Consider the following 24410-nt stretch of genomic DNA (forward strand, 5'->3'; position numbering starts at 1 on the left):
ACTTTTAAACTAATGTATTTTTTACACTAGTTCAAAATGCATTTTCTTATTTACTAATTACCCTAATCGTTTCTTTAACCTGCTGTGCTATTTTTCTAGCTTTATCAATATCTGCATTTACAATGGTAACATGACCCATTTTTCTGAACGGACGTGTTTCTTTCTTCCCATAAATGTGAGGTGTAACGCCATCAATTTTTAAAATTTCTTCTATATTTTGATAAATTACATCTCCAGAAAATCCTTCTTCGCCAACTAAATTTACCATAATTCCGGCAACTTTACTTGCCGTGTTTCCTAACGGAAGATTTAAAATTGATCGTAAATGTTGTTCAAATTGATTGGTATAACTTGCTTCAATTGAATAATGCCCAGAATTATGTGGTCTTGGTGCCACTTCATTTACTAATATTTCGTTGGTTTCTGTTTGAAACATTTCTACAGCTAACAAACCAATAAAATCTAAATCCTTCACAACTTTTAAAGCCAAATCTTGTGCCTTTTTTGCAACAGATTCTTCAATTCTTGCAGGGCAAATTACATATTCTACTTGGTTTGCTTCTGGATGAAACTCCATTTCAACAACAGGATATGTTTTGGTTTCGCCATCAGCATTTCTTGCAACGATGACTGCTAGTTCATTTTTAAACGGAATTAATTGTTCCGTAATACACTCTACATTTGGTAAAGATTCTAAATCAGCAAAACTTCTAACAATTTTTACGCCGTTGCCATCATAGCCAAAACGAGCCGCTTTCCATACAAAAGGAAAACTAATAATGCTATTTTCTAAACAGTGATGCAATTCTTCTAAGTAAGCAAAATGAGAAAAAGGGGCAGTCGGAATTTGATGATCAAAGTAAAAGTGTTTTTGTCTGGCTTTACTTTGAATAATGCGTAAATCTTTAGGTTTTGGATAAATCGTTAATCCTTCTGCTTGTAACTTATCTAAAGCATCAATATTTACGTTTTCAATTTCAATGGTTAAAATATCTACGGTTTTACCAAAGTTGTAAACAGCATCAAAATCTAACAAATCTCCAACTACAAAATTATTGCAAATTTGTGCACAAGGTGCATTTGGATTGCCATCTAAAATTGAAGTATAAATGTCAAATTTTTGAGTTTCGGTAAGCAGCATTCTTCCTAATTGACCTCCGCCTAAAATGCCTAATTTAAAATCAGAAGAAAAATAATTTTTCACGTTTACTATTTTGTATTTAAGCAAAAATAAGCATCTATTTTTAGGTATGCTAAAAATTACTGATTCTAATTACTGATCCATTTTTTGTAACTCTGTATTCTATTGCAGGGCATTGAAATCCATCGGTTTGTGGTGCTCCGCCAAAATCTAGACTGTATTTACTTTTATCGCAAGCGCACTGTAAAAGGCGGTTTTCAAAAGTCATAGCGGTAGCGCAATCATTACTTGGGCAAAGCCTATCGAAAGCAACAAAATCTCGTCCGTTTTTGTTAAATATTAAAATTCCTTTACTTCCTCCAGAAAGTTGCACAGAACCTCCAGGAGTTTGCGCGTTTATCATCTCTGGATTATTTAAATCGGTAACAAGATTTAAAGGCAAAGATTGTATACAGTTTCCTAAATTGGTTGTATCAGAGCAATTTAAAAACAAACAAATGCTTAACAAAAAGACTATTTTTTTTAACATATTTAGTTCTCAGTTTTTATAAAAACGATTGCAAGTTACAAATATTTTGTACATTTGTAATCTAATCTCATTCCTGTGAAGGCAATGGGATTTTTAAATTATAGAAATTATGAGTGACATATCTTATTATTCTCCAGAAGGATTGAAAAAGTTAAAGGACGAATTGCTAAAGTTAGAGCAAGTTGAGCGCCCAAGAGTAACACAAGAAATTGCGGATGCAAGAGACAAAGGTGATTTGAGTGAAAATGCAGAATATCATGCTGCAAAAGAAGAGCAGTCTCATTTAGAGTTTAAAATTGCCAAATTAAAAAATGTAATATCGAATGCACGTATTATTGATGAAAGTCAGTTAGATACTTCTAAAATATTGATTCATTCTATTGTAAAAATTAAAAATGCTACAAACGGAATGGAGTTTAGCTACACTTTAGTGGCAGATTCTGAAACGGATGTTAGAAACGGAAAACTTTCTGTAAACTCACCAATTGGTAAAGGTTTATTAGGAAAAGAAGTAGGAGATATTGCAGAAATTCAAGTTCCAAATGGAATTATGAAGTTTGAAGTTATGGAGATTTCTAGAAAATAAAAGTGGTAAAAAAGAAATGTAACAATATAAATTCGGATTTTGGCAATGCCAAAATCCGAATTCTTTTTTATATTTACTAATAACTAATAACCAATATGAGCATATTCACAAAAATAATTACAGGCGAAATACCAAGTTATAAAGTAGCAGAAGATGCTAATTTTATTGCTTTTTTAGACATCAATCCAAATGCAAAAGGACATACTTTAGTAGTTCCTAAAAAGGAAGTAAACAAGCTTTTTGATTTGTCAAAAGAGGAATATACCCAACTAATGGATTTCTCTTACCGAGTAGCAAAAGCATTAGAAAAAACAGTTGTTTGTAAACGAATTGGTATGAGCGTAATTGGTTTAGAAGTGCCTCATGTTCATGTGCATTTAATTCCGTTAAACGCCATGGCGGATATACAATTTGCTCAAAAAATAAAATTGACAAATGACGAGTTTGTTAGTTTGGCTAAAAGTATTTCTGATAATTTTAATTAATTGCTTATTTTAGCTACGTAAATATTTCAGATTTGACGAATTCTATACTTGATTTAATAAAATTTGAAAAGTAGTTCCTTTGTCGATTTCAGATTTTTTAACGAATATTTTTCCATTATGATAATCCTCTACAATTCTTTTTGAGAGCGATAATCCTAATCCCCAACCACGTTTTTTTGTTGTAAAACCGGGTTTAAATATTTGTTTAAACATTTTTTTGGGCATTCCTTTTCCTGTATCAGAAATATTAATTTTCACTTTTTTACCAAAGCTTTCAATACGTAAGGTTAATTCGCCTTTTCCAGACATCGCGTCTATGGAATTTTTGATAAGGTTTTCTATAACCCATCCAAATAACTCTAAGTTTATTTTTGTTTGAAGATCTTCATCTGAAGTAGAAAATGAAAATGTAATTTGTTTAGAACTTCTAGATTCTAAATAATCGAAAGTTTGTTTTGTAATTTCTACAATATTATTCTTTTTTAACTCTGGAACCGAACCAATTTTCGAAAACCGATTTGCAATTGTATTTAATCGATGCACATCTTTTTCAATTTCGGCGATGTACGTTTCATTTACTTTTTCAATTTTTAAAATAGCAATCCATCCTAATAAAGAAGACAAAGGTGTGCCTATTTGATGTGCCGTTTCTTTTGCCATTCCTGTCCATAGCTTATTGGTTTCAGAGGCTTTATTAGAACTATAAAACAGGTAAATTACAGCTAAGAATAGTACTAAAATAAGTAAAAAAGCAAGCGGATAATAGGTTAGTTTATCTAATAAATCTGAATCTCGATAATAAATATAATCAGTTTTCCCTAAATATTCAACCAAAATAGGTTGGTTTTGGCTTTTCATAATCGCCAGTTGTTTTTTCAAATATTCAGGATCTTTTTCTTTAACCGTGTCTAAATTATTAGAACCTTTAATATTGCCATCAGCATCCACTAAAATAAATGGAATATCTTTTGTTCTACTAATAATTTTTAAAGGTAATTCAGAAATATTTTGGTCTAATTCTTCAATGCTTACCGTTCTTAATTCTTTAATTGCTTCGCCATGAATTTCCATTTTGGCTCTTTCCGCTTTTTTAAATTTTTGAAAAAAAGTGTAGGTATTCCAAAGAATTAAAGAGACAATTATAAACGAAATTATAATGGTAAATCGCTTAAAAAAAAGTGTTTTAGAGTAAATTTTCATCAAAACAAATATAAAGGTTTCTTCTTTATAACTCATTTCAAGATTTGATAGTATCTTTACCTATCTAAAAATTTTACAAATGCTTACTATAGATCCAAAAGAAATAGCCACAGGCAAATTGCATGGTTATTTGTTAGGTGCCATTGCGCCTAGACCAATTGCTTTTGCAAGTACCATTGATGCAAATGGAAACCCAAATTTATCGCCATTTAGCTTTTTTAATGTGTTTGGCTCTAATCCGCCAATATTAATTTTTTCTCCTGCACGAAGAGTTAGAGACAACACTACAAAAGACACTTTAGAGAACGCTTTAGAAACCAAAGAAGTGGTTATAAATGTGGTAAATTATGCTATTGTGCAACAAATGTCTTTAAGTAGTACAGAATATCCAAAAGGTGTAAATGAGTTTGATAAAGCAGGTTTTACAATGTTGCCTTCTGATGAAATTAAACCATTTAGAGTGGCAGAATCTCCTGTGCAATTTGAGTGTAAAGTAAAGGATGTTATTTTTACAGGTGATAAAGGCGGCGCAGGAAATTTAATTGTTTGTGAAGTTGTAAAAATTCATATTTCTGAAGATGTTTTAGCGGATGATGGCAGTATTGATCAGCATAAAATAGATTTAGTAGCAAGAGCAGGAGGTAGTTATTACACGAGAGCAAGAGATGGTTTTTTCGAAATTCCGAAACCAGTTTCTACATTAGGAATTGGGGTTGATGCAATTCCGTTAGAAATTAGAAACAGTAGTGTCTTAACAGGTAACAATTTAGGAATGTTAGGTAATGTAGAGCAACTACCTAAATTAGACACTGTTAATAACTTTGGAAAAGAACACCCGCAATTTATTGGGTTAGAAATCACAAAAAAACATACATTTGCTAAAGAGTATTTAAGTAAAAATGATGTAGAAAGTGCTTGGAAAGTGCTTTTATTAAAATAGAAATTATGGAAGTTATTGGTAAAGTAAAATTAATTGGCGATGTTCAAACATTTGGAACAGGTGGTTTTAAAAAAAGAGAACTAGTTGTAACTACGGATGAGCAATATCCGCAAATGATCATGGTTGAGTTTGTACAAGACAAAACAGATTTGTTGAACAATTATAAAGTTGGGCAAGATGTAAAGGTGTCTATTAATTTACGTGGTAGAGAGTGGATTAATCCTCAAGGAGAAGCTAAATATTTTAATGCTATTCAAGGCTGGAGAATAGAAAGTTTAGCTCAAGGATCGTCATCACAAGCTGCACCTCCTGTAGATAAATTTGAAGCTGCATCAAGCGTGTCTGATGAAGAGCCAGATGATTTACCTTTTTAGTAAATAAATTAGAGTACTAGAAAGTTAGATTTCTAGACATAAATAAAAAAGAGCGAATTCTTAATTGAATTCGCTCTTTTTGTATAAGATTTAATCTTCTCTTTCCTTTCTTTCTTTTCTTTCTTGTTTTTCTTTTCCTTGCTCAAGATTTTTTTTCTTCTTTTCGGGCATTGGTCCACGCAAATGAATTACCAATCCGTTTAAAAAATTACGTAAAATTTGATCACCACATTCTACGTATTTATCATGATCTTCATTTCTAAACAGTGCGCCTAATTCTCCTTTACTAACTTTAAAATCAACCAAAGCACAAATTTCTACAATATCGGTATCTCTTAATTTGTGAGCTACCCTTAATTTTTTTAAAATATCATTGTTTGTTAATCCCATAGCACAAATGTAAGTTTTTTAACTGACTACACTAAAAATAGCCCACGCATAAACCGCAAATCTTCCAAATCTAAATAAACCATAAAGCACAACACTTTTAAACGGATATTTTATCATTCCGGCGGCAAGGCAGGCAATAGAAAAAGGTAATGGTAATACGGCGCCAACTAAAATTAATATTCCACCCCATTTACGAGTGTTCTCTAAATTTTTAGCCATTTTAACTTCTAAATATTTCTTAACAGATTTTATTTTTAAAGCAGCCTGACCAATAAAATAAGATATTAAACCTCCTGAATAAGAAAGTGTTGCTAAAATTGCTAAATTTAAGAATGGATCGTCTGTTTTTTTAGACCATGCAATAAACATTTCTGGCGGAATTAAACCCAATAATGTTTCAGAAACAAAGAAGGTTACAAAAATACCTAACCTAGAAAAAGTTTCTGTAAAATGATGCAAACCATCATTTATATTATATACATATTTGTTAAATAGAAATATCGCCAAGACAATACCAATAATTGGCAGTATTGCTTTTTTTAAATTAAGACCAACAAACCTGTAAAAGCCAGTCCTTGAATAATAGTTATGAATCAAGTTTGCTTTTTCGGTATTTGTTTTTTTTCTTTTTCTTCTTCTTAACTTTCGCATTTTATGAGTTCTACCTAAATTAAAACAGATTGCAAAAATAAGAACAATATCTGTATAAACATTCTTAATAAAATAACATTAACGCTTTTTTAAATAATTTATTAAATTCGTAGAAAATAAACACAAAGCATGATTTGGCTTACTGATGAAATTACTTTTCCTGATTATCAATTTACAACTAAAGATGGTATTATAGCTTTGGGTGGTGATTTATCTGTAGAAAGATTAATATATGCATACAATAACGGAATATTCCCTTGGTTTTCTGATAATGACCCTATTGTTTGGTATTGTCCTTATAAAAGAATGGTCTTGTATACTGATGAATTAAAAGTGTCTAAATCGATGCAAAAAATCATTAATAGAAAACAGTTTGTGATCACAGAAAATAAAGCGTTTGAAGAGGTAATTTACAACTGTAAAAACATCGACAGAAAAGATGGTTTTGGAACTTGGATAACAGACGACATGGAACAAGCGTACATAAATTTACATAAAAAAGGTATCGCAAAATCTATAGAAGTATGGCTAGATCATACATTAGTTGGTGGTTTATATGGGTTAGAAATTAATAGCATTTTTTGTGGTGAAAGTATGTTTAGTAACGTTTCTAATGTATCAAAATTGGCTTTTATTTATTTGGCTAAAAATGATAAGTATACACTTATAGATTGCCAAGTTTATAATAATCATTTGGCAAGTTTAGGAGCAAGAGAAATAGAAAGAGATTTGTTTTTAACCATTTTAAAGGAATAATAATTTTTGTTTTTTAAAACAAAAAACCTCGCAAATTTGCGAGGTTTTTAATACGTTTAAAATGGATTATTATCCTAAAGTTACTCTTTTAAAAGTACTTACTTGAACATCACCATATGTTGCTACATATTGTGCAACGTTTTTCTTATCATCCTTAATAAAAGTTTGATCTAAAAGACATTGTTCCATATCTAAGGTTGTATTGTCAGCAATAAATCTTTCGATTTTACCTGGTAAAATTTTATCCCAAATTTTCTCAGGTTTTCCTTCTGCAGTTAATTCAGCTTTAGCATCATTTTCAGCTTGTGCTAAAACCGCTTCATTTAATTGAGACATAGAAATGTATTTAGGAACATTTTTTAAAGTTTTTCCTAATCTACCTAACTCAATATTATCTTTTTCGATAACAGCAATTCTAGCTTCAGTTTCTGCAGCTACAAAAGCAGGATCGAAATCTTTATAAGATAATGTTGTTGCACCCATAGAAGCAACTTGCATTGCTAAATCTTTAGAAAGTTCTTCAGCGTTATCTACAACAGCAGATAAACCAACCAAAGCAGCAATTTTACCAATGTGTGTATAAGCACCAACATAAGCAGCTTCTACTCTTTCAAAAGCAGTGATTTCTAATTTTTCACCTATAACACCAGTTTGTTCAACCAATTTATCAGCAACAGACATTCCTCCAAAATCAGCAGCTAAGAAAGATTCTTTACTATCATGATTTAAAGCAATATCAGCAAATTGACTACCTAAGTTTACAAAAGCTTCGTTTTTACCAACAAAGTCAGTTTCACAAGCCAAAACGATTGCTACACCTGCAGTGTTTTCGTCGTTTATTTTTGTTACTGCAACTCCTTCTGTAGAATCTCTATCAGCTCTTTTTGCAGCAATTTTTTGACCTTGTTTACGTAAAACATCAATTGCTTTATCAAAGTCGTTACCAGCCTCAACTAATGCCTTTTTACAGTCCATCATTCCAGCACCAGTAGCTTCTCTTAAGTTTTTAACATCAGCAGCACTAACTTTTACTGTTTCCATGTTACTTTATATTTTAAAGATTATAATTTATTTTGTTTATTCGGTATCGTCGTCTTCAGTTTCAGCAACTTCAACTTTAGCTTTTTTAGCAGCTTTGTCTCCTTTTACCTTTACTTTTTCTTCTTTACCTTCTTTACCTTTGTCTTTATCAGATTTTCTTTCTGATAAACCTTCTGCAATTGCATCAGTAACAAAAGTTAATACTTTATCTACAGATTTAGATGCATCATCATTTGCTGGAATAACAAAATCAACTAATCTTGGATCAGAGTTTGTATCAACCATTGCAAAAATAGGAATGTTTAAGTTTCTAGCTTCTGCTACGGCGATGTGCTCTTTTTTGATATCAATTATAAATAATGCACCAGGTAAACGAGTCATATCAGCAATAGAACCTAAATTCTTTTCTAATTTTTCTCTCTGACGATTAATTTGTAATTTTTCTCTTTTAGATAAGGCATCAAAAGAACCATCTTGCTTCATTCTATCAATATGAGCCATTTTTTTAACAGCTTTTCTAATAGTAACAAAGTTTGTTAACATACCACCTGGCCATCTTTCTGTGATGTAAGGCATGTTTACAGCTTTTGCTTTTTCAGCAACGATATCTTTTGCTTGTTTTTTAGTTGCAACAAATAAAATTTTACGTCCAGAGTTTGCAATCTTTTTTAAAGCTTCTGAAGATTCTTCTATTTTAGCAGCTGTTTTATACAAATCGATGATGTGTACACCATTTCTTTCTGTATAAATATAAGGAGCCATGTTAGGGTTCCATTTTCTAGTTAAGTGTCCAAAATGAACACCGCTATCTAGTAATTCTTGAATGTTTATGTTTGCCATTTTTTAAATGTGTTTACTTTCTGTTATTAAATCAATATATAAGTAGTCTTTTTACGAGTCTTATATATTTAGATACTAAACTGTTGATATATAATATAACAGTCTCTTTTGTTTAAAAATTTTATGAATAGTTGCTAAAAATAAATTTAGCAAATATTGCAGTAAAATATTAACGTTTAGAGAACTGGAATTTTTTACGTGCTTTTTTCTGACCAAATTTCTTACGTTCAACCATTCTTGGATCACGAGTTAATAATCCTTCTGGTTTTAGAATAAGTCTGTGCTCTGGTTCTATAGAAACTAGTGCTCTTGTAATTGCCAAACGAATTGCTTCTGCTTGACCAGTTACACCACCACCATAAACATTTACTTTAATATCGTAAGCTGTTAAGTTTTCTGTTAACATTAAAGGTTGTTGCACTTTATATTGTAAAGTTGAAGTTGTAAAATAGCTTTTAAAATCTTTTTTATTAACTACAATAGTTCCTGTTCCTTCCGAAAGATAAATACGAGCAACAGCTGTTTTTCTTCTACCGATTTTGTGTACTATATCCATTATTTATAATCGTTAAGGTTAATAGCTTTAGGTTCTTGACCTGCATGTTTGTGCTCTGTACCTGCATATACATACAAGTTTCTGTATAAAGCGCTACCTAAAGTGTTTTTTGGTAACATTCCTTTTACAGCTTTTTCTATAAGTCTTGTAGGATCTTTAGCAAACATTTCTGTAGCAGTTAACGATCTTTGTCCTCCTGGGTAACCTGTGTGACGAATGTAAGATTTGTCAGTCCATTTTTTACCAGTTAGATTAATTTTTTCTGCGTTGATGATAACCACGTTATCTCCACAATCTACATGAGGAGTAAAATTTGGTTTGTGTTTACCTCTAATTAGCTTTGCTATTTTAGAAGCTAGACGACCCAACGTTTGCCCGTCCGCATCAACTAAAACCCACTCCTTGTTTACGGTAGCGCTGTTTGCTGATACTGTTTTGTAACTTAATGTGTTCATAATTACACTATTAGTTTTTGTCTCATTAATAATATTAAACTTTTCCTTAAAAAAGGAGTGCAAATGTACTACTATTTATTTGATTGACAAATAGTGCTTTAGTTTATTTAATAGCTAGTATCTTATCTTCAATAATTAACAAATTCTTAAGAAATAAGAAAGCTACATTTGTAGATATAGCAATAATTTTACGCTTTATTTCTTAGTAAAATCAATCAAAATACATGAAAACCCTTTCTATTACCTTATTTCTATGCGCATTTATTTCTTTAAAAATGAATGCGCAAGAAATTGCAAATGGTAAAATCCCTAAGAGAGTTTATACCACCAAAAAACTTAAAACAACACCAATTATAGATGGTTCTGTTGCTGATGAAGCTTGGGACACTGTAGAATGGTCGTCAGATTTTATAGAAAGAGACCCAGATGAAGGCACAGCGCCAAGCTATCAAACAAAATTTAAAGTAATTTATGATGCAAAGTATTTATACATCGCTATTAGAGCTTTTGATGAAAACCCTGAGTTAATTCAACAAAGATTAAGCAGAAGAGATGGTTTTGCTGGCGATAGAGTAAATGTACTTATTGATAGTTACCACGACAAAAGAACTGCTTTTGTATTTACAACAACGGCGGCTGGTGTAAAAGGCGAAGAAATCGCAACTGGAAATGGAAGTAATTTTGATGCAAGTTGGAATCCTATTTGGTATACAAACGCAAAAGTTGATGAGCAAGGTTGGACGGCAGAAATGAAAATTCCTTTTAGTCAATTACGTTTTGGAAAAGCAAAAGAGCAAATTTGGGGTTTTAATATTGTCAGAAATATTTTTAGAAAAAATGAACGTTCTATTTGGCAAAGAATACCTAATAATCAAGCTGGTTTTATTAGTGAGGCTGGAGAGTTACACGGTTTAATTGATTTGGTTCCTCAAAAACAATTAGAAGTTCAGCCATTTACAGTTTTACAATATGATAATTATCCTAAAGAAGCAGGAAATCCCTACAGGGATGGCAGTGATTTTAAAGTTAATGGTGGCTTAGATGCTAAAATAGGAATTACAAATGATTTAACTTTAGATTTAACTATTAATCCAGATTTTGGACAAGTAGAAGCAGATCCTGGAGCTATTGCGTTAGACGGATTTCAGATATTTTTTGAAGAACAAAGACCTTTTTTTGTAGAAAATAAAAATATTTTTGATTATAAGTTTGCAAACGGAAGCGATAATTTATTCTACAGCAGAAGAATTGGTAGAAATCCGCATAGAAAAGCCAATTTATCAGCAGGTGAATTTGCAGATGAACCACAGTATTCAAGAATTTTAGGCGCAGCAAAATTTTCTGGTAAAACACAAAATGGCTGGTCTATTGGTGTTTTAGAAAGTGTTACAGCAAATGAATATACAGAGGTTAGAGAAATAAATGAAGAAACTAGAGAAGAAATTGTAGAGCCATTAACTAATTACTTTGTGGCAAGAGCGCAAAAAGATTTTAATGAAAGAAATTCTTTTATTGGCGGAATTTTAACTGCAACCAACAGAAATTTAGATGGTAATTTTTCTGAATTACATAAAGCAGCTTATACTGCTGGTATAGATTTTCAACATAATTGGCATAACCGAGACTATTATGTAAGCGGTAATACAATTATGAGTCACGTTTTGGGTAGTACAGAAGCTATTCAAAAAACACAACTTTCTATTGCTCGTCTATTTCAAAGGGTAGATGCAACGCATGTAGAAGTAGATTCAACAAAAACTTCTTTAACGGGTTCTGGAGGAAGAATTGAAGCTGGTAAAAATGGAGGAGGAAATTGGCGTTATAATGCTGGTTTTGTTTGGCGTTCTCCAGAATTAGAATTGAATGATGTTGGTTTTTTGCGTCAAACGGATGAAATAATTCTATTCTCTGAAGTAAAATATTTATGGCAAGTGCCAACGAAAACTTACAGAAATATTGAAATTAAAGCACAACAAGAATCCAAATTTGATTTTCAAGGAAACAATAATCAATTAGAATATAAATTAGAAGGAACTGTAAGTTGGATAAACAATTGGTCTTCAAAATTAGGTTTTGGTCATGTACCAGTAAACTATGAAAATGCGTATTTAAGAGGTGGTCCACGTTGGCGTTTTGCTGATAAAGATTTTATGTATCTTTCTTTTGGTTCTGATAAAAGCAAAAAAATGAGCTTTTCTGCGGGTTATGTAGTTCGTAAAACAGAAGAAAACGTAAATAACTTAGAAAAGTATTCAATTGATTTAAATTACCAACCTTTTGATGCTTTTAGCATGTCTTTAAACACAGAGTTTCAAAAGACAATTGATAAATCGCAGTATGTAACAACTACAGATTTTGATAATCAAAAAAGATATGTTCTAGGAGAAATAGATAATCAAACCTTATCTACAACCTTAAGATTAAATTACAATATCAACCCAAATTTTACGATACAATTTTACGGGCAACCCTATATTTCTAGAGGAAGATATTCTAACTTTAATTATGTTACAAATGCAACAGCATCTGGTTTTGATACTAGAGTTAGTATGTATAATGTTAGCCAAATATCAGAAAACAACAGTACTTATTTTATTGATGAAAATGCAGATGCAATAGCAGATTATAGCTTTGATAAACCAGACTTTTCTTTTGTGCAATTACGCACAAATTTAGTTGCAAGATGGGAATACATACCAGGTTCTGAACTGTTTTTTGTTTGGGCAAGAGGAGGTTCAAGATTTGATGATCCAAGAAGTTCTCTGTCTAATGGTTTGCGAGACCAAATTACAAACAACAAACTAGAAGATACATTTTTAATAAAAGCAACTTATAGGTTTGTAATATAAACTTAGTTGTTCAATTTCTTAATCAACTAAGTTTATAGAAGAAGCTACAAATTTGTTGTTTTCAATTTTGCCAACAACTTCCCCTTTTCTTATTACTTCACAAAAACCAGTATGTTCGTCATGAGCATCACCAAAATCATCAATTTTAAAACCTTCAACAAAATAAGCTTTACCATCTAAACGAACCGCTAAACTGCATCCGTTTTCAGAATCTAATTCAAATTTGCATTGTCCGCAAGAGATTTCTGCAACCTGTTTGATTTCGTTTTTGTTTCCACAAGAAACTGCAACAAATAAGATTGATAAAAAAAATATTTTTTTCATAATTTTAAATTTTAATTAATTTTATTTGTTTAATGGACTAATGTAAATGATTACAAAAGTGATGACTGCCAACTGATTACTAATTTACTGCCAACTGAATTTTATCCACCCCAAGAATCACGCAATCCAACAGTTTTGTTGAATACTAAATTATCGGCAGTAGCATCATTATCAACATTAAAATAACCTAAACGTTGAAACTGAAAACGTTCGCCAATTTCTGCAGATTGCAAACTTGGTTCAACAAAAGCAGTAATGATTTCTAAAGAATTTGGGTTTATAAACTCCATATAGTCTTTATCTTTATGCGAATCTGGCGCTTCGTCTAAAAATAATCTATCATAAGCTCTTACTTCTGCTCTTATAGCATGTTTTACAGAAACCCAATGCAAAGTACCTTTTACTTTTCGTTTGCTTTCTTCTGTGTCCATTCCAGATTTTGTTAGCGGATCATAAGTACAGTAAATCACTGTAATTTCTCCGTTTTCATCTTTATCGCAGCTTGTTGCTTTAATAAAATAAGCATTTTTTAAACGAACTTCGCCGCCTAATTTTAATCTAAAGAACTTTTTATTAGCCTCCTCTTTAAAATCTTCACGTTCTATGTAAATTTCTCTAGAAAAAGGAACTTCTCTGCTTCCAAAACCGTCTTCATAATCATTATATTCGGCTGTTAAAAACTCTTCTTTTCCTTCAGGATAATTGGTAATTATCACTTTTACAGGATCTAAAACACCCATTACTCTTTTAGCCGTTTTGTTTAAATCCTCACGAATTTTAAATTCTAAAAGTGCCACATCAATTACGTTTTCACGTTTAGAAACTCCAACAGTTTCTACAAAGTTTTTAATAGATTCTGGCGTGTAACCACGTCTTCGTAAACCAGAAATTGTTGGCATTCTTGGGTCGTCCCAGCCAGAAACAATTCCGTTTTCAACTAAAGTCAACAATTTACGTTTGCTCATTATTGTGTAACTCAAATTCAAACGAGAAAATTCACGTTGTTTTGGTACAAGCGGAAACTCAGATTTACTATAATCGTGCACATTGTCTTTAAACCAATCGTATAATTCTCTGTGAGGTTTAAACTCTAAAGAACACAAAGAATGCGAAATTTGTTCAATATAATCACTTTCACCGTGCGTCCAATCGTACATTGGGTAAATGCACCAATCGTTGCCAGTTCTATGATGCGTTTTAAACATAATTCGATACATTAAAGGATCACGCAACAACATATTTGGCGAGCTCATATCAATTTTTGCACGCAATGTATGTTCACCCTCTTTAAATTTTCCGTCTTTCATGCCTTGAAATAATTCCAAGTTTTCTTCTACAGTACGATTTCTAAAAGGACTGTTTGATCCAACTTCTGTTGGCGTTCCTTTTTGAGCACGCATATCTTCCGAAGATTGAGAATCTACATACGCTTTTCCGTCTTTAACCATCAAAATTGCCCAATCGAACAATTGCTGAAAATAGTCTGAAGAATAACATTCATTTGCCCAAGAATAGCCCAACCAAGAAATATCATTCTTAATTGCATCTACATATTCTTGTTCTTCTTTTGCAGGATTTGTATCATCAAAACGCAAGTTTACAGGCGCATTATACTTTAAACCCAAACCAAAACTAATTCCAATTGCTTTTGTATGACCAATGTGCAAATATCCATTTGGTTCTGGTGGAAAACGAAAACGTAAATTTTCTTTTGGCATTCCGTTTGCCAAATCCTCTTCAATAATTTGCTCTAAAAAATTGAGCGATTTCTTCTCTTCAGACATCATTTTATACGAAAAAATTAAGGTGCAAAATTACATATTTTTATGCAGTCACCTTCTTCAATTTGTAACAAATTCGTAAATTAAGACTCTAATAAGGAAACACTAGAAACTATGAGCGATAAAATACGAAATTATACCTGTCCAAAATGCGAGAATAAAACCTATAAAGTTGGAGAATTAAGAGCAACAGGAGGTTTTTTCTCAAAAATTTTTGATATCCAAAATCAAAAATATACCAGCGTAACCTGCGAACGTTGCACATACACAGAATTTTACAAGACCAAAACAAGCGGAATTAGCAATGTTTTTGACTTTTTCACCTAGTAATTCTAATTTTTAGCGATATTTTATCCGTGAGAAGGGTAGTTTATTTTTAATTTGGGCGTTTCCTTGCAGGTCGCGCTTTCCGTTCTATCTTTTTAGTTCTTTTTTTTTCAACTTCGTTCAAAAAAAGAACTAAAAAGGATGCCACTGCAATCGCTAACGCGAGCATTTTTAGCCGTTAAAGTTTTCTAAAATCAAGTTTATTATTTGTTTTTTGTCGTATTTTTGCAACTTATGAAAGACGATGCTAAAAAACCAGATTTGGTTGTTTTTAACGAAGAAACTCAAAAATACGATGCTGCTTTAAAACCTTACGGAACATCCGCAAGCTCACCGGTTATTAAACCAACAAATACAGCTACTTGGACGGCAGACGGCGTACGACGTGTAAATAAAATACTCAAAGGAAAATTTGACGAAGTCAAAAAAGAGTACGAATTATTAATGGAAAAATTTCAATATAATGACATGTTGTACAATGCTAAATTTGGTTTTGAACCAATTATAGGCGAAACATATCATTTATATGTAAATAAAAAAGACGAATTATTTTTATCAATTATAGAACCTACCGAGTGGAATTTAGAGCACAAAGGATCGTTTAGATTAAACTCTGATAAAATGTGGGAAAAGGTTGAGAATAGTATAACGCAAGAGGACTAAATGGGAATTATACAGGTAAATAATATAAAACTTTTTGCAAACCATGGTTGTTTAGACGAAGAAGCAAAAATTGGATCAGAATATAGAGTGGATGTAGAAGTAAAAGCCGATTTAAAAAAATCTGCTAAAACGGATGACTTAATAGACACGGTAGATTATGTACATTTAAATTATATTGTAAAAGAAGAAATGGCAATTCGTTCTAAACTATTAGAAGAAGTGGCACAACGAATTTTAAATCGTTTTTTTAAAGAATTAAAAATGATTCAAAAAGCAACGGTTTCAGTGTCAAAAATAAACCCACCAATTGGCGGAAATGTAGAAGAAGTTGTTATAATTCTTACAAAAAAACGATAAAAGTAAAAAACACTTGCAATACTTGTAAATTTGCGTAAATTTGCAATCCTTAAAACAACGTTCTAAACTTTTTAGAAAATCGTTTTAAAATTTAAAAGGTGTCTTGGCCGAGTGGCTAGGCAATGGTTTGCAAAACCATCTACAGCGGTTCGAATCCGCTAGACACCTCAATAAAAAACCTTAACAAGCTATTAATTAGCAAGTTGAGGTTTTTTTAGTTTAATATATGTACGATTTATGTATTGCCAGTAGTTTTAAGTTATTATTCTTATAAAAATTAACTTAAAAAATAAAGATGTTTTTAAGGCTTCATTTCGTGCATTTGTTACATTATTTTAAATATGAAAGTAATAATATTCTATTTTCTAAAAACTTTTTAACTGTTTTATACTTTTTGAAACGATTGCTTCAATCTCAATAATTGTTTCTTTAGGTAACTTGTTAAAATCTTCATTTGATATTTTTAAGTTATTAATCTGAATGTAATTATTGACGTTTGTTGTATTGTTATTTGTAATTCCTGAAAGTTGAATAAAATGTTTTAACGCCGTAGGATTGTTATCTTGTATGCCTATTAGATAAAGTTTTTGTAAAGCGGACATACTCATTATTTCGTTTGCTCCTTTTATCAATTTATTATGTTTAGTATTAATACCCTCTTTTAAATGATTGTAGATTGTTTGCCTTGATAATTTTGTTTTTTCAATAATAAAAGATTGATTAGGGAAATTACGATGTTCTAAAATGTAATTATGAATACAATTTGTGATTTTACTATTGTTTGCTTCATAGGTTGTATTTCTTATATCTTCTATAATTTTTTCATTTGATATAATAGAAATTAACATTTCTGTTAAAACATCATCTTTATAACTATCACTTAACCTTTTTGATAAACTTTGCCATAATTCATTTTGTTGGTTTGGGTTTTTATCGAAATACTCTTTTACTTCATTTACTGATTTTAAGTTTTCCATACTTGTAAACTTTTGTAATCTTTTTTCTTTTTTCATTTTGTTGTTTTAAAATAATAATCTGCTAAATCAAAACCATTATTAAAATTTGTTTGTTCTATTATGTTACTCACTTCTATTTTAAAGCCTTTTGTTTTTAACTCTTTTGCTTTGTTGCTCCAATTGTTAAATTCGCCTTTATCAGGAAATGCAAAACACTTTCTTTTTTTTAACGGCTCTAATACTTCAAATTTAAAATTGCTTTTACTACCAGTAGAAACCCAAATAAATTCAGGTAAAAAAATACTCATTATAATAGCGGTCTTTTCACTTTCAACAATAGCAATACTTTTTTGACAGTCTTCATTTATAAGGTGCAAACCAAATAAGCATTGACAAAGGTTAAAATCAGGCTCTTTAATCGCTTTATGTAACCAGTTAATATGATTGTAAGGTTCTTTTATCCTTTTGCCTGTAACCTTATCATAAAGCATAATCTTTGCACCTCTTATTTGTCCTTTATCATCTATTTGCCAAAAAATAGTTGATTGTTGCCAACAATAATTTGAGCCAGTTAGATAATAATTAGAGACTGCTTTATCAACCTCATCAAATGTGAAATTGTCAAGTAAAAAAGTAGTTAGATTGTCAAATTTTTGATTGTCTTTATATTCCTTAATTATTTTATCTTGAAGCTTCAATCTGTGAAAACTTGACTTTAATTGTTGAGGTTCTTTTATGGTTTTGACTTCATTAAAAGTACAAACCTCATCAGTATTAAAATACTTACTTTCATTATTCAAATAATTGATTGTAGAGGTTTTTAAATACCATTCAGAAATATAACAACGACCTTTTTGTTGCTCTAATATTTGCGACTTTGGTATAATAGAAATAATGCCGTTTACATCAACTAATTTAAAAGCTTTATTACTTATGTCCTGTAAGGTTAAAAAGGGTATTAAAAACCCTCTTTTACCTTTTGGTGGTGCTTTGTGATAATTACAGTTTTGCTCCCTATCACATCTGCCAAAATCAGTAGTTAAGTAATTACCAGTTTCTGTATTAACGTAATAAACAAACGTATTTTTATTACAGTTAGGGCAAAGGTTCTTTTTACTACTTTTATCTAATGAATATTTAAAAGTTTCCATTTGATAAATGATTTTTGTTAGTAGAAACATAAGCTACATTTCCTATACTTTTACGCTCAACTATTATTTTGAAATGTCGTAAACGTTTCATAAAATTAGATTTGTTTACATTTCTGAAACCGTCTTCAATACAATAATCTTTATATTGATAGTATAATTCTTTTACAGTAGTGTAATCAGTAGAAGTTTTATATTCAAGGTCTTCAATAAACATTTTAACGCTGTCGCTTTGCTTTTCGTAATCGTTTCGAGCGTTATCGACTGCCAAACATTTACTGAATTTCTTTTGCTTTAAAACCCATTCAAGTCCTGATAAAATCCAATTAAAAACCCCTGATAACTCATTGTTAATTATCTTATTTGCGAGTTCTTTATCTTGTTTGTTTTCAGGTATAGTAACATCAAAACCTATAATTAAAAAACGTCTAAAAAATGCGTTGGTATGCTCTACTTCTTTTGGTAAATCGTTACAGTTAAAAATAAGTTTTGCGTACTCATTTAAAATAAAAGGTTCGCCATAAGGTAAACGTGCTTCAATTGGTTCGCCTGATGCCATTTGTTTAAAGATATCGGTTTCAAGTTTACCATTTATTTCTGATGCGTAATTGACTAATTTATTTGCAATTTTTGCCCTAAAATAGCCATTATCATTTGTTAAGCTTTGCAAAGAGTAATTACTTACATTTTCAGTTCCTAAAAGGGCGTTTATTATTTCAAAGAAAACAGATTTTCCATTCGCTCCAGTTCCGTATAAAATAAGCATCTTTTCAAGCTTCAAAACGCTTGGCTTTATAAAAATGTATCCGCAATATTCTGCAAATATTCTTTGCTTATCTACATCAGGTAAAACCTCATCTAAATACTTTTGAAATAAAGGTGCTTTTGCATCAGGTTCGTACTCAAAAGGTAGCTGATGCGTTAAAAAATCATTTCTATTAAATGCTCTTAATTCTCTTTTTGTAGGTGTTATTTCAAACGTGCCATTTTCTAAATTAATTAATACATTCTTTTTGTTTGTCTTTGGTGTTGGTAAATAAGCATCTGCCATAAACTGTTTAAATAACTCATCTTTAAAAGTATGTATTTTGCCTTGAAATTTCTCAACTCCAAACTTTAAAGAAACACTACCTAAAAAAGATTGAAAACTCTCTTTGTTTATTTCGCTCCAGTAACTACCATTATACAAATAAATAAAACCGTTCTTTTTGCATAAACCCCAGTTGTTTGCTTTGGCTATTCTAAGAAGTTGCTCAATACAAAGTACTAAATAATGATTTTTTGTAAGCTTGTAACTGTTAAGGCGTTTGTTGAGTTTTTTATATTTCTCAAATTCTGCTTTATTGTCTTTGTTATAAGTTCCGTCTTCATTGAAGACAAATTCTTTTAAGTTTTCAATTTGCTTTTTTACGGTTTCAATATCAGGAAACGCTAATATTTGAAAGTCAATTTTATTGATACTTTTAGAAAGTTCCTGTAAAATGTCATCAGTCGTTTTTTCTGTATGTTCAAAGTTTTCTGAAAGCTTTATAATATCTGTTTTAATCAACTCTTTTAAATTTTCTTTGTTAGTCATTACTTTCAAATTTTAAAGGTTTATCAAAACTTAAAACGCCGTTTTTAATGGTTGCTTTATAGTGTTTACCTTGACTTGTTTCTCTTACAGTTCCGCTTTTGCTTTTTATCCAAACTTTATGACAGATTAAAATAATTTGTTCAGGTTCTAAAATTTCGTTTTTTATTACGGTTTCGTAAAAGTCAAAATTTGTTATTATTTCGTTATCTTTACTTTGCTTATAACCATTAAAAATAAGGCTATGTTTCTTTTGTGTATTCGTAGTCTTATTTATTTTTTAAGTGGTTGTAAACTCTCTAAAATCTCACTACGTTTATAGTAGTTCTTATTAGCAAATTTGTAAACGATAATTTTTTTGCTATTCTGCCAATGCCATAAAGTAGTTGGATTGATTTGTAGAAGTTCTAAAACTTGCTCCCTTGTCATCAAATCTTCTTTAGCGGTTTGATTGTTGGATTCTTTTTTAAAGTCTTCTAATAGACTTTTAACGCCGTCTTTGATTAACTCGGTTAACCTTTCAGGACTTACATTTTGTAGTATTATTGAATTGTTCATACATCAAAAGTATAAACAAAATCAATCTAAATCATTGATATACAGTTGCTTGAAGTTGTCTAACAATTTGAAACAACTAAACAACTGTTTATTTGATTGTTTTAGTTAGTTTATCTTTAATATTAGTATAAATGCTATCTTTTTCAAAAAGACGAATATTTATTTTAACATCATCAAAATATTTATTTATTCCTTGCATTTTTATACTATTGTTAGTTAAGGTTTCTACAAAATGCTTTCTACTGTCATTTTTACTGTTAAGAGAATAATTTATCAAATTAAATTCCTTGTCTAACAAATAAATAAGATATGCCATTTTTTTACCTTTATAATCTTTAAAGTCATTTTGTAAGGTTTCTATTACTTTACTACTTACATCAGAATTAAAAAAGTCTTTTAAGGTCTTTTTAACCTCATTAGGTTTATTATTTTCGATTTGTTGAGGTTCTTTGTCTTCAATTTTGTCTAACTCTTTTAATTTTTCATTTAAAAATTCAGAATATTTTTTACTGTATTTGAGTTGATTTTCTTTGCTCTTAAATGTGTAATGTTTATTTTTTTCTATAAAATCTGTTAAGCCATTTATTAGGCTTTTTAATTTTTTAAATTCTAAGACTATGAATTCTTTTGTTACCCATACGTTACTAAACATCAGTTTAGATTTTTCTTTCTCACTTTTTAGATACTCTGCAAGTGCAAAATCATAATATTTAGGAATTAAATCAGGACAATTAACTGGGAATTTTAAATTGTCTGTTGTCAAATATATTTTACTAAAAAACTCTTTACCTGAATAAAGTTTATTTTCAGAACCTGAATAATAAAAATTTCCCTCATTACATGGTAGCGTGTAATCTTTTTTTTCATCTACATAGACAAATATCTGTTTTATAGTATCTTCTATAAATTCAATATCTGAATAGCTTAAATGTCCTGTAAATTGTTGATTTGTAATAAATAATAAAGGTGTTTTAAAGTCATTAGGTTTTAAAAAATCAATATCTTTTTGAATATCTTTAGTATCTACGTTTTCTGTTTTTTGCTTTGACAAAATCCAATAGAGTTCTTTTTTTCTCTCATAATAAAGTTTTAAAATACTCTCTTTTATATTTTCAATTACTATGTTGCAATTGTCATAAAACTCAACTAAACTAACAAAATTATCTCTTTCGGCTAATTGTTGATGTTTAATTAAATGAAGCTTTAGTGTTTCAGGATTTTTAAAATAACCTGATAACATCATATTTAAATAGTTTATCGTATTCATTGCAATTTGTTTTAATGTAAGAAATGTACGAAATGCACATCAAAAAACAACTTTATTTTTATGGTTAAAAATAGTTAGTTATTTCAAGTGCCAAATCTTTATTGCTTTTGCCTATGTAATTTAAAAACATTGTTTCGGTGCTATGTCCTGTAACATAAATTAAATATGTTGTTGGTATTTTACCGTAAAAATTGGTTGCAAAACTACGTCTACCAATATGCGAGGTTACCAAATCATATTTTTTATACGTTCCTGTTTTTTTACGATATATTTTACTATCTTTTTTAGTTTCAACTAATTTACTACCTTTAGTTAGTTCTTTAATCTCTGCAAGTTCGCAAACTATTTTTATGAAGTCATTATACTTTTGGTCTGAAATTGAATAAGGAAATTTACCTTTTCTTTTATTGAGTATTTCTAAAACCTTAGGATGTAAAGGAACTGTCATATTTTTACCTGTTTTCTTTTGAGTAAATTCAATTAAATGTTTGCTGTCTTCAATTCTTATTTGTTCATCAGTAAAACGCATAAAATCTGAAACTCTTTGTCCTGTATAACAACTAATGATTAACCAGTCTTTAGCATTGTCTAAACTATCAGTTAATTTTTCTTTACTAATGGTTTCTATTTTGGTTAAGTCTTCAAAGGTTAAATATATCTTTTCAACTTTTTGTTTATCAATTCTTAAACCGTCTAATTGATAGTGAGTTTCAAGTCCTAAGTATCGTGCGTGTTTACAGAAAGTTTTAATAGTTACAAATTCTCTTTGAATAGTGTTTTGAGCGTACATTTTCTCTTTTTGATAATTGACAAACTCATTCTTAAAACTATCATTTATATTTTTTATTAATATTTTCTTTTCGGTGAAAGTTTCATATTTAATAAGCTTATTTTTTATTACTCTGCATTTGCGTTTCGTTGTTTCAGTTAATTCGTTTTTTCTGTAATCGAGATAAAAATCTATGTAGCTAATTAAATCAGTAGGTATGTTAGTTTCTACTTTTGGATTGTAATAATTATCAATTTGAGTTTGTAACCATTCTTTACTGATGGTTTCAGTATTAACAGAATTAAAAGCGTTTAAAACGTGGTTTTCTATTTTATTGAGGTCTGTATTTACGTCAGTTTGTTTGTTCGTAATCTCAATATCTTTTGATTTCTTTTTATGTTGTTTGCTCCAGTAAATTTTATCAACTTCAAACTTTGTCTTTGCTCCGAAAACAAAATCTGTATTATCATAACGATATAATAATCTCAATACTAAATTTGATTTGTCTTTTGTAGAACGGTATAAAAAATTAACTGATGCCATATTATAGGGTTTTTTAACAATACAAATGTAATAAAATTGTATTATAATTGTACGGCTAAATGCAAATTGTTTAAAACTATTGCAAACTAAATAAAAGTTAATATATTTGTAATTCTTTGCTATTGTTTTATTTTAATGCGTTTTATCAATAGATATTTAGTTTTATAGAGTAGTATGTTTTAATTGAAAGAAGTCCGATAGACACCTCAAAATCTTTTAAAAACACCTCTAACATTTAAAATAGTTAGAGGTGTTTTATGTTTTACTCATGTTTTTACCCATAATTCGTGAATCGATACCAAAATTTATGCGATTTAAGAATTAGGCATAAATATTTGAGAGTCTAAAAAAAAGAACCCTATATTTCTAATGTCCCTAAACGATATTCTAAAGGCTTTAATTTTTGCGCTAAATGATTTATTAGAAGCAACTTACCTCTATTATTAAAATAGTTGAGTATATTTTGATGATTAATTTATATCGTTATCTTTTTGGTTTTGATGACTTTAGATACTTTTTTGTCTCACTTTTTCATCTCATTTCTAAAGTCTTATTAAAGTGGAGGTTTTATCTTTTGTTTGAGTATAGATCGAAAATAAATTTTGGTATAGATTATAGATTTTTTCTAAATCTGGATATTGTTCAAATAGTGCTTTAGCTCTTTGATGCAGATTTTAGTCCATTTACTTCTGAATTTATATAATAAATACCTGCTTTTGGCTAATAATTGTTTTAACGTATCTTCATTTGTTAGTAGTTTAGTTTAATATTTTAAAGAATTGTCTCTAGCATGCTCTATTGCGTCGTTTTCTATATCTAAAGAATCTCAACGGTGTTTAATTCTAGTTTTTTGTAGCGTATCTATGGCTCCTTTTTGAAGATTAAGGCGGTCTATAGCTTAATTAATTTTGTAAAATTAATTTTTAACGATTAACCAATGTTTTCTTCTATATCCAAAGTTTATTTTTTTTGATATTTAAAAGTAATTAAAACTAAAGTAGATATAATGTTTAGAACAACAGGAAATATTTTGGAGTTAAAAAAGTTTTAAAATACAAACTTTTTTTGCTCTCTTTTAGGATATTTAATTTTTAAATTATTATAATTTCTTATTAAATATAATGCAGAATTTACACTTATACCACAAAGTAAAATAAACGATGCATATCCGCCTTAATCAAAATTAAATAAATAGAAAGTTAAAAATACACCATTATATAGAATTGGAATCATTCCGATTATAAAGAAAGGCTGTTGTAATGACTCTAATTCTATTGCAGAAATAAAATGTATGTACAAAAAAAAGGTAATTGCAAAAAAATGTACCTTTTAGTCTTATTTTGTTCTTCTT

Annotated in this window: 26 protein-coding genes and 1 tRNA gene; 10 read left to right on the forward strand and 17 right to left on the reverse strand. The window is 29.8% G+C overall.

Going from position 1 to position 24410, the window contains the following annotated elements; translation table 11 throughout:
- Positions 1–46 precede the first annotated feature (46 nt).
- On the reverse strand, positions 47–1204 hold the full coding sequence (locus BTO16_RS14695) for a 5-(carboxyamino)imidazole ribonucleotide synthase (protein ID WP_105022408.1): 1158 nt from the start codon (positions 1202–1204) through the stop codon (positions 47–49).
- Between the two features lie 49 nt (positions 1205–1253).
- Complete coding sequence (locus BTO16_RS14700) at positions 1254–1670, reverse strand: Rieske (2Fe-2S) protein (RefSeq protein ID WP_105022409.1); 417 nt, start codon at positions 1668–1670, stop codon at positions 1254–1256.
- A gap of 109 nt (positions 1671–1779) precedes the next feature.
- Here BTO16_RS14700 and greA point away from each other — a divergent pair, with 109 nt between their 5' ends.
- Together greA and BTO16_RS14710 are read left to right on the forward strand one after the other, a co-directional pair.
- Positions 1780–2256 (forward strand): transcription elongation factor GreA, encoded by a 477-nt coding sequence (greA, locus tag BTO16_RS14705; RefSeq protein WP_105022410.1) that lies wholly within the window; start codon positions 1780–1782, stop codon positions 2254–2256.
- Positions 2257–2351: 95 nt separating this feature from the next.
- Positions 2352–2741 carry an HIT family protein gene (locus tag BTO16_RS14710; RefSeq protein ID WP_105022411.1) on the forward strand — a complete coding sequence of 130 codons (390 nt, stop codon included), beginning with the start codon at positions 2352–2354 and terminating at the stop codon, positions 2739–2741.
- A 42-nt stretch (positions 2742–2783) separates the two neighbouring features.
- Here BTO16_RS14710 and BTO16_RS14715 read toward each other — a convergent pair whose 3' ends face one another.
- Positions 2784–3941 (reverse strand): sensor histidine kinase, encoded by a 1158-nt coding sequence (locus tag BTO16_RS14715; RefSeq protein WP_105022933.1) that lies wholly within the window; start codon positions 3939–3941, stop codon positions 2784–2786.
- Positions 3942–4020: 79 nt separating this feature from the next.
- Between BTO16_RS14715 and BTO16_RS14720 the strand changes: the two genes are divergently transcribed.
- Both BTO16_RS14720 and BTO16_RS14725 read left to right on the forward strand, forming a co-directional pair.
- The gene (locus BTO16_RS14720; protein WP_105022412.1) at positions 4021–4881 is read left to right on the forward strand and encodes a flavin reductase family protein; all 861 of its coding nucleotides are present in this window, start codon (positions 4021–4023) and stop codon (positions 4879–4881) included.
- 5 nt (positions 4882–4886) lie between these two features.
- Complete coding sequence (locus BTO16_RS14725; RefSeq protein WP_105022934.1) at positions 4887–5255, forward strand: DUF3127 domain-containing protein; 369 nt, start codon at positions 4887–4889, stop codon at positions 5253–5255.
- Between the two features lie 90 nt (positions 5256–5345).
- Here the strand turns inward: BTO16_RS14725 and BTO16_RS14730 are convergent, their stop codons facing one another.
- Both BTO16_RS14730 and BTO16_RS14735 read right to left on the reverse strand, forming a co-directional pair.
- Complete coding sequence (locus BTO16_RS14730) at positions 5346–5645, reverse strand: DUF1456 family protein (protein WP_105022413.1); 300 nt, start codon at positions 5643–5645, stop codon at positions 5346–5348.
- A gap of 18 nt (positions 5646–5663) precedes the next feature.
- Entirely contained in the window at positions 5664–6296 is a 633-nt protein-coding gene (locus BTO16_RS14735; protein WP_105022414.1) for a YqaA family protein, read from the reverse strand.
- A 129-nt stretch (positions 6297–6425) separates the two neighbouring features.
- Here BTO16_RS14735 and aat point away from each other — a divergent pair, with 129 nt between their 5' ends.
- Positions 6426–7052: a leucyl/phenylalanyl-tRNA--protein transferase gene (gene aat, locus BTO16_RS14740; RefSeq protein WP_105022415.1), complete on the forward strand. Its 627-nt coding sequence runs from the start codon at positions 6426–6428 to the stop codon at positions 7050–7052.
- A gap of 69 nt (positions 7053–7121) precedes the next feature.
- Here aat and tsf read toward each other — a convergent pair whose 3' ends face one another.
- The 4 genes from tsf to rplM all read right to left on the reverse strand — a co-directional run bounded on the left by tsf (position 7122) and on the right by rplM (position 9944).
- Complete coding sequence (tsf, locus tag BTO16_RS14745) at positions 7122–8093, reverse strand: translation elongation factor Ts (protein ID WP_105022416.1); 972 nt, start codon at positions 8091–8093, stop codon at positions 7122–7124.
- Between the two features lie 36 nt (positions 8094–8129).
- On the reverse strand, positions 8130–8933 hold the full coding sequence (rpsB, locus tag BTO16_RS14750) for a 30S ribosomal protein S2 (RefSeq protein ID WP_105022417.1): 804 nt from the start codon (positions 8931–8933) through the stop codon (positions 8130–8132).
- A 169-nt stretch (positions 8934–9102) separates the two neighbouring features.
- Positions 9103–9489: a 30S ribosomal protein S9 gene (gene rpsI / locus BTO16_RS14755; RefSeq protein WP_105022418.1), complete on the reverse strand. Its 387-nt coding sequence runs from the start codon at positions 9487–9489 to the stop codon at positions 9103–9105.
- On the reverse strand, positions 9489–9944 hold the full coding sequence (rplM, locus tag BTO16_RS14760; RefSeq protein ID WP_105022419.1) for a 50S ribosomal protein L13: 456 nt from the start codon (positions 9942–9944) through the stop codon (positions 9489–9491). Before rplM ends, rpsI begins: the two co-directional genes overlap by 1 nt.
- A 224-nt stretch (positions 9945–10168) precedes the next feature.
- Between rplM and BTO16_RS14765 the strand changes: the two genes are divergently transcribed.
- Positions 10169–12793: a DUF5916 domain-containing protein gene (locus BTO16_RS14765; RefSeq protein WP_105022420.1), complete on the forward strand. Its 2625-nt coding sequence runs from the start codon at positions 10169–10171 to the stop codon at positions 12791–12793.
- Positions 12794–12811: 18 nt separating this feature from the next.
- Here BTO16_RS14765 and BTO16_RS14770 read toward each other — a convergent pair whose 3' ends face one another.
- Positions 12812–13117, reverse strand: coding sequence for a DUF6370 family protein (locus BTO16_RS14770; protein ID WP_105022421.1), 306 nt, complete (start codon positions 13115–13117; stop codon positions 12812–12814).
- Positions 13118–13218: 101 nt separating this feature from the next.
- Positions 13219–14901 carry a glutamine--tRNA ligase/YqeY domain fusion protein gene (locus tag BTO16_RS14775; protein WP_105022422.1) on the reverse strand — a complete coding sequence of 561 codons (1683 nt, stop codon included), beginning with the start codon at positions 14899–14901 and terminating at the stop codon, positions 13219–13221.
- A 111-nt stretch (positions 14902–15012) separates the two neighbouring features.
- Between BTO16_RS14775 and BTO16_RS14780 the strand changes: the two genes are divergently transcribed.
- The 4 genes from BTO16_RS14780 to BTO16_RS14795 all read left to right on the forward strand — a co-directional run bounded on the left by BTO16_RS14780 (position 15013) and on the right by BTO16_RS14795 (position 16413).
- Positions 15013–15225, forward strand: a complete 213-nt coding sequence (locus tag BTO16_RS14780; RefSeq protein WP_105022423.1) for a zinc ribbon domain-containing protein — start codon at positions 15013–15015, stop codon at positions 15223–15225.
- Between the two features lie 234 nt (positions 15226–15459).
- Complete coding sequence (locus tag BTO16_RS14785) at positions 15460–15888, forward strand: DUF2452 domain-containing protein (RefSeq protein ID WP_105022424.1); 429 nt, start codon at positions 15460–15462, stop codon at positions 15886–15888.
- Positions 15889–16245, forward strand: a complete 357-nt coding sequence (gene folB / locus BTO16_RS14790) for a dihydroneopterin aldolase (RefSeq protein ID WP_105022425.1) — start codon at positions 15889–15891, stop codon at positions 16243–16245.
- A gap of 97 nt (positions 16246–16342) precedes the next feature.
- A tRNA-Cys gene (locus BTO16_RS14795) sits at positions 16343–16413 on the forward strand.
- A 197-nt stretch (positions 16414–16610) separates the two neighbouring features.
- Here the strand turns inward: BTO16_RS14795 and BTO16_RS14800 are convergent.
- The 6 genes from BTO16_RS14800 to BTO16_RS14825 form a co-directional block, all read right to left on the reverse strand.
- The gene (locus tag BTO16_RS14800; RefSeq protein ID WP_105022426.1) at positions 16611–17258 is read right to left on the reverse strand and encodes a hypothetical protein; all 648 of its coding nucleotides are present in this window, start codon (positions 17256–17258) and stop codon (positions 16611–16613) included.
- A complete protein-coding gene (locus BTO16_RS14805) occupies positions 17255–18352 on the reverse strand; it encodes a DUF6371 domain-containing protein (RefSeq protein ID WP_146105415.1) in 1098 nt (365 codons plus the stop codon). The genes BTO16_RS14800 and BTO16_RS14805 overlap by 4 nt, the downstream gene beginning before the upstream one ends.
- The gene (locus tag BTO16_RS14810) at positions 18339–19925 is read right to left on the reverse strand and encodes a DNA primase family protein (RefSeq protein WP_105022428.1); all 1587 of its coding nucleotides are present in this window, start codon (positions 19923–19925) and stop codon (positions 18339–18341) included. Before BTO16_RS14810 ends, BTO16_RS14805 begins: the two co-directional genes overlap by 14 nt.
- Before the next feature lie 270 nt (positions 19926–20195).
- Positions 20196–20480, reverse strand: a complete 285-nt coding sequence (locus BTO16_RS14815; RefSeq protein WP_105022429.1) for a helix-turn-helix domain-containing protein — start codon at positions 20478–20480, stop codon at positions 20196–20198.
- An 88-nt stretch (positions 20481–20568) separates the two neighbouring features.
- The gene (locus tag BTO16_RS14820; protein WP_146105416.1) at positions 20569–21747 is read right to left on the reverse strand and encodes a hypothetical protein; all 1179 of its coding nucleotides are present in this window, start codon (positions 21745–21747) and stop codon (positions 20569–20571) included.
- Positions 21748–21811: 64 nt separating this feature from the next.
- A complete protein-coding gene (locus BTO16_RS14825) occupies positions 21812–23059 on the reverse strand; it encodes a tyrosine-type recombinase/integrase (RefSeq protein ID WP_105022431.1) in 1248 nt (415 codons plus the stop codon).
- Between the last annotated feature and the right edge of the window lie 1351 nt (positions 23060–24410).

It is taken from the genome of Polaribacter glomeratus (genome assembly GCF_002954665.1).
Classification (GTDB): domain Bacteria; phylum Bacteroidota; class Bacteroidia; order Flavobacteriales; family Flavobacteriaceae; genus Polaribacter; species Polaribacter glomeratus.

Coding starts and splice junctions, on each gene's coding strand:
- BTO16_RS14765 (WP_105022420.1), top strand. CDS start 10,169: ATGAAAACCCTTTCTATTACCTTATTTCTATGCGCATTTATTTCTTTA.
- BTO16_RS14810 (WP_105022428.1), bottom strand. CDS start 19,925: ATGACTAACAAAGAAAATTTAAAAGAGTTGATTAAAACAGATATTATA.
- tsf (WP_105022416.1), bottom strand. CDS start 8,093: ATGGAAACAGTAAAAGTTAGTGCTGCTGATGTTAAAAACTTAAGAGAA.
- rpsB (WP_105022417.1), bottom strand. CDS start 8,933: ATGGCAAACATAAACATTCAAGAATTACTAGATAGCGGTGTTCATTTT.
- BTO16_RS14800 (WP_105022426.1), bottom strand. CDS start 17,258: ATGAAAAAAGAAAAAAGATTACAAAAGTTTACAAGTATGGAAAACTTA.
- BTO16_RS14825 (WP_105022431.1), bottom strand. CDS start 23,059: ATGGCATCAGTTAATTTTTTATACCGTTCTACAAAAGACAAATCAAAT.
- rplM (WP_105022419.1), bottom strand. CDS start 9,944: ATGAACACATTAAGTTACAAAACAGTATCAGCAAACAGCGCTACCGTA.
- aat (WP_105022415.1), top strand. CDS start 6,426: ATGATTTGGCTTACTGATGAAATTACTTTTCCTGATTATCAATTTACA.
- BTO16_RS14775 (WP_105022422.1), bottom strand. CDS start 14,901: ATGTCTGAAGAGAAGAAATCGCTCAATTTTTTAGAGCAAATTATTGAA.
- BTO16_RS14700 (WP_105022409.1), bottom strand. CDS start 1,670: ATGTTAAAAAAAATAGTCTTTTTGTTAAGCATTTGTTTGTTTTTAAAT.
- BTO16_RS14710 (WP_105022411.1), top strand. CDS start 2,352: ATGAGCATATTCACAAAAATAATTACAGGCGAAATACCAAGTTATAAA.
- BTO16_RS14785 (WP_105022424.1), top strand. CDS start 15,460: ATGAAAGACGATGCTAAAAAACCAGATTTGGTTGTTTTTAACGAAGAA.
- BTO16_RS14720 (WP_105022412.1), top strand. CDS start 4,021: ATGCTTACTATAGATCCAAAAGAAATAGCCACAGGCAAATTGCATGGT.
- BTO16_RS14715 (WP_105022933.1), bottom strand. CDS start 3,941: ATGAAAATTTACTCTAAAACACTTTTTTTTAAGCGATTTACCATTATA.
- BTO16_RS14780 (WP_105022423.1), top strand. CDS start 15,013: ATGAGCGATAAAATACGAAATTATACCTGTCCAAAATGCGAGAATAAA.
- BTO16_RS14725 (WP_105022934.1), top strand. CDS start 4,887: ATGGAAGTTATTGGTAAAGTAAAATTAATTGGCGATGTTCAAACATTT.
- greA (WP_105022410.1), top strand. CDS start 1,780: ATGAGTGACATATCTTATTATTCTCCAGAAGGATTGAAAAAGTTAAAG.
- BTO16_RS14770 (WP_105022421.1), bottom strand. CDS start 13,117: ATGAAAAAAATATTTTTTTTATCAATCTTATTTGTTGCAGTTTCTTGT.
- BTO16_RS14820 (WP_146105416.1), bottom strand. CDS start 21,747: ATGAATACGATAAACTATTTAAATATGATGTTATCAGGTTATTTTAAA.
- BTO16_RS14805 (WP_146105415.1), bottom strand. CDS start 18,352: ATGGAAACTTTTAAATATTCATTAGATAAAAGTAGTAAAAAGAACCTT.
- folB (WP_105022425.1), top strand. CDS start 15,889: ATGGGAATTATACAGGTAAATAATATAAAACTTTTTGCAAACCATGGT.
- rpsI (WP_105022418.1), bottom strand. CDS start 9,489: ATGGATATAGTACACAAAATCGGTAGAAGAAAAACAGCTGTTGCTCGT.
- BTO16_RS14735 (WP_105022414.1), bottom strand. CDS start 6,296: ATGCGAAAGTTAAGAAGAAGAAAAAGAAAAAAAACAAATACCGAAAAA.
- BTO16_RS14815 (WP_105022429.1), bottom strand. CDS start 20,480: ATGAACAATTCAATAATACTACAAAATGTAAGTCCTGAAAGGTTAACC.
- BTO16_RS14730 (WP_105022413.1), bottom strand. CDS start 5,645: ATGGGATTAACAAACAATGATATTTTAAAAAAATTAAGGGTAGCTCAC.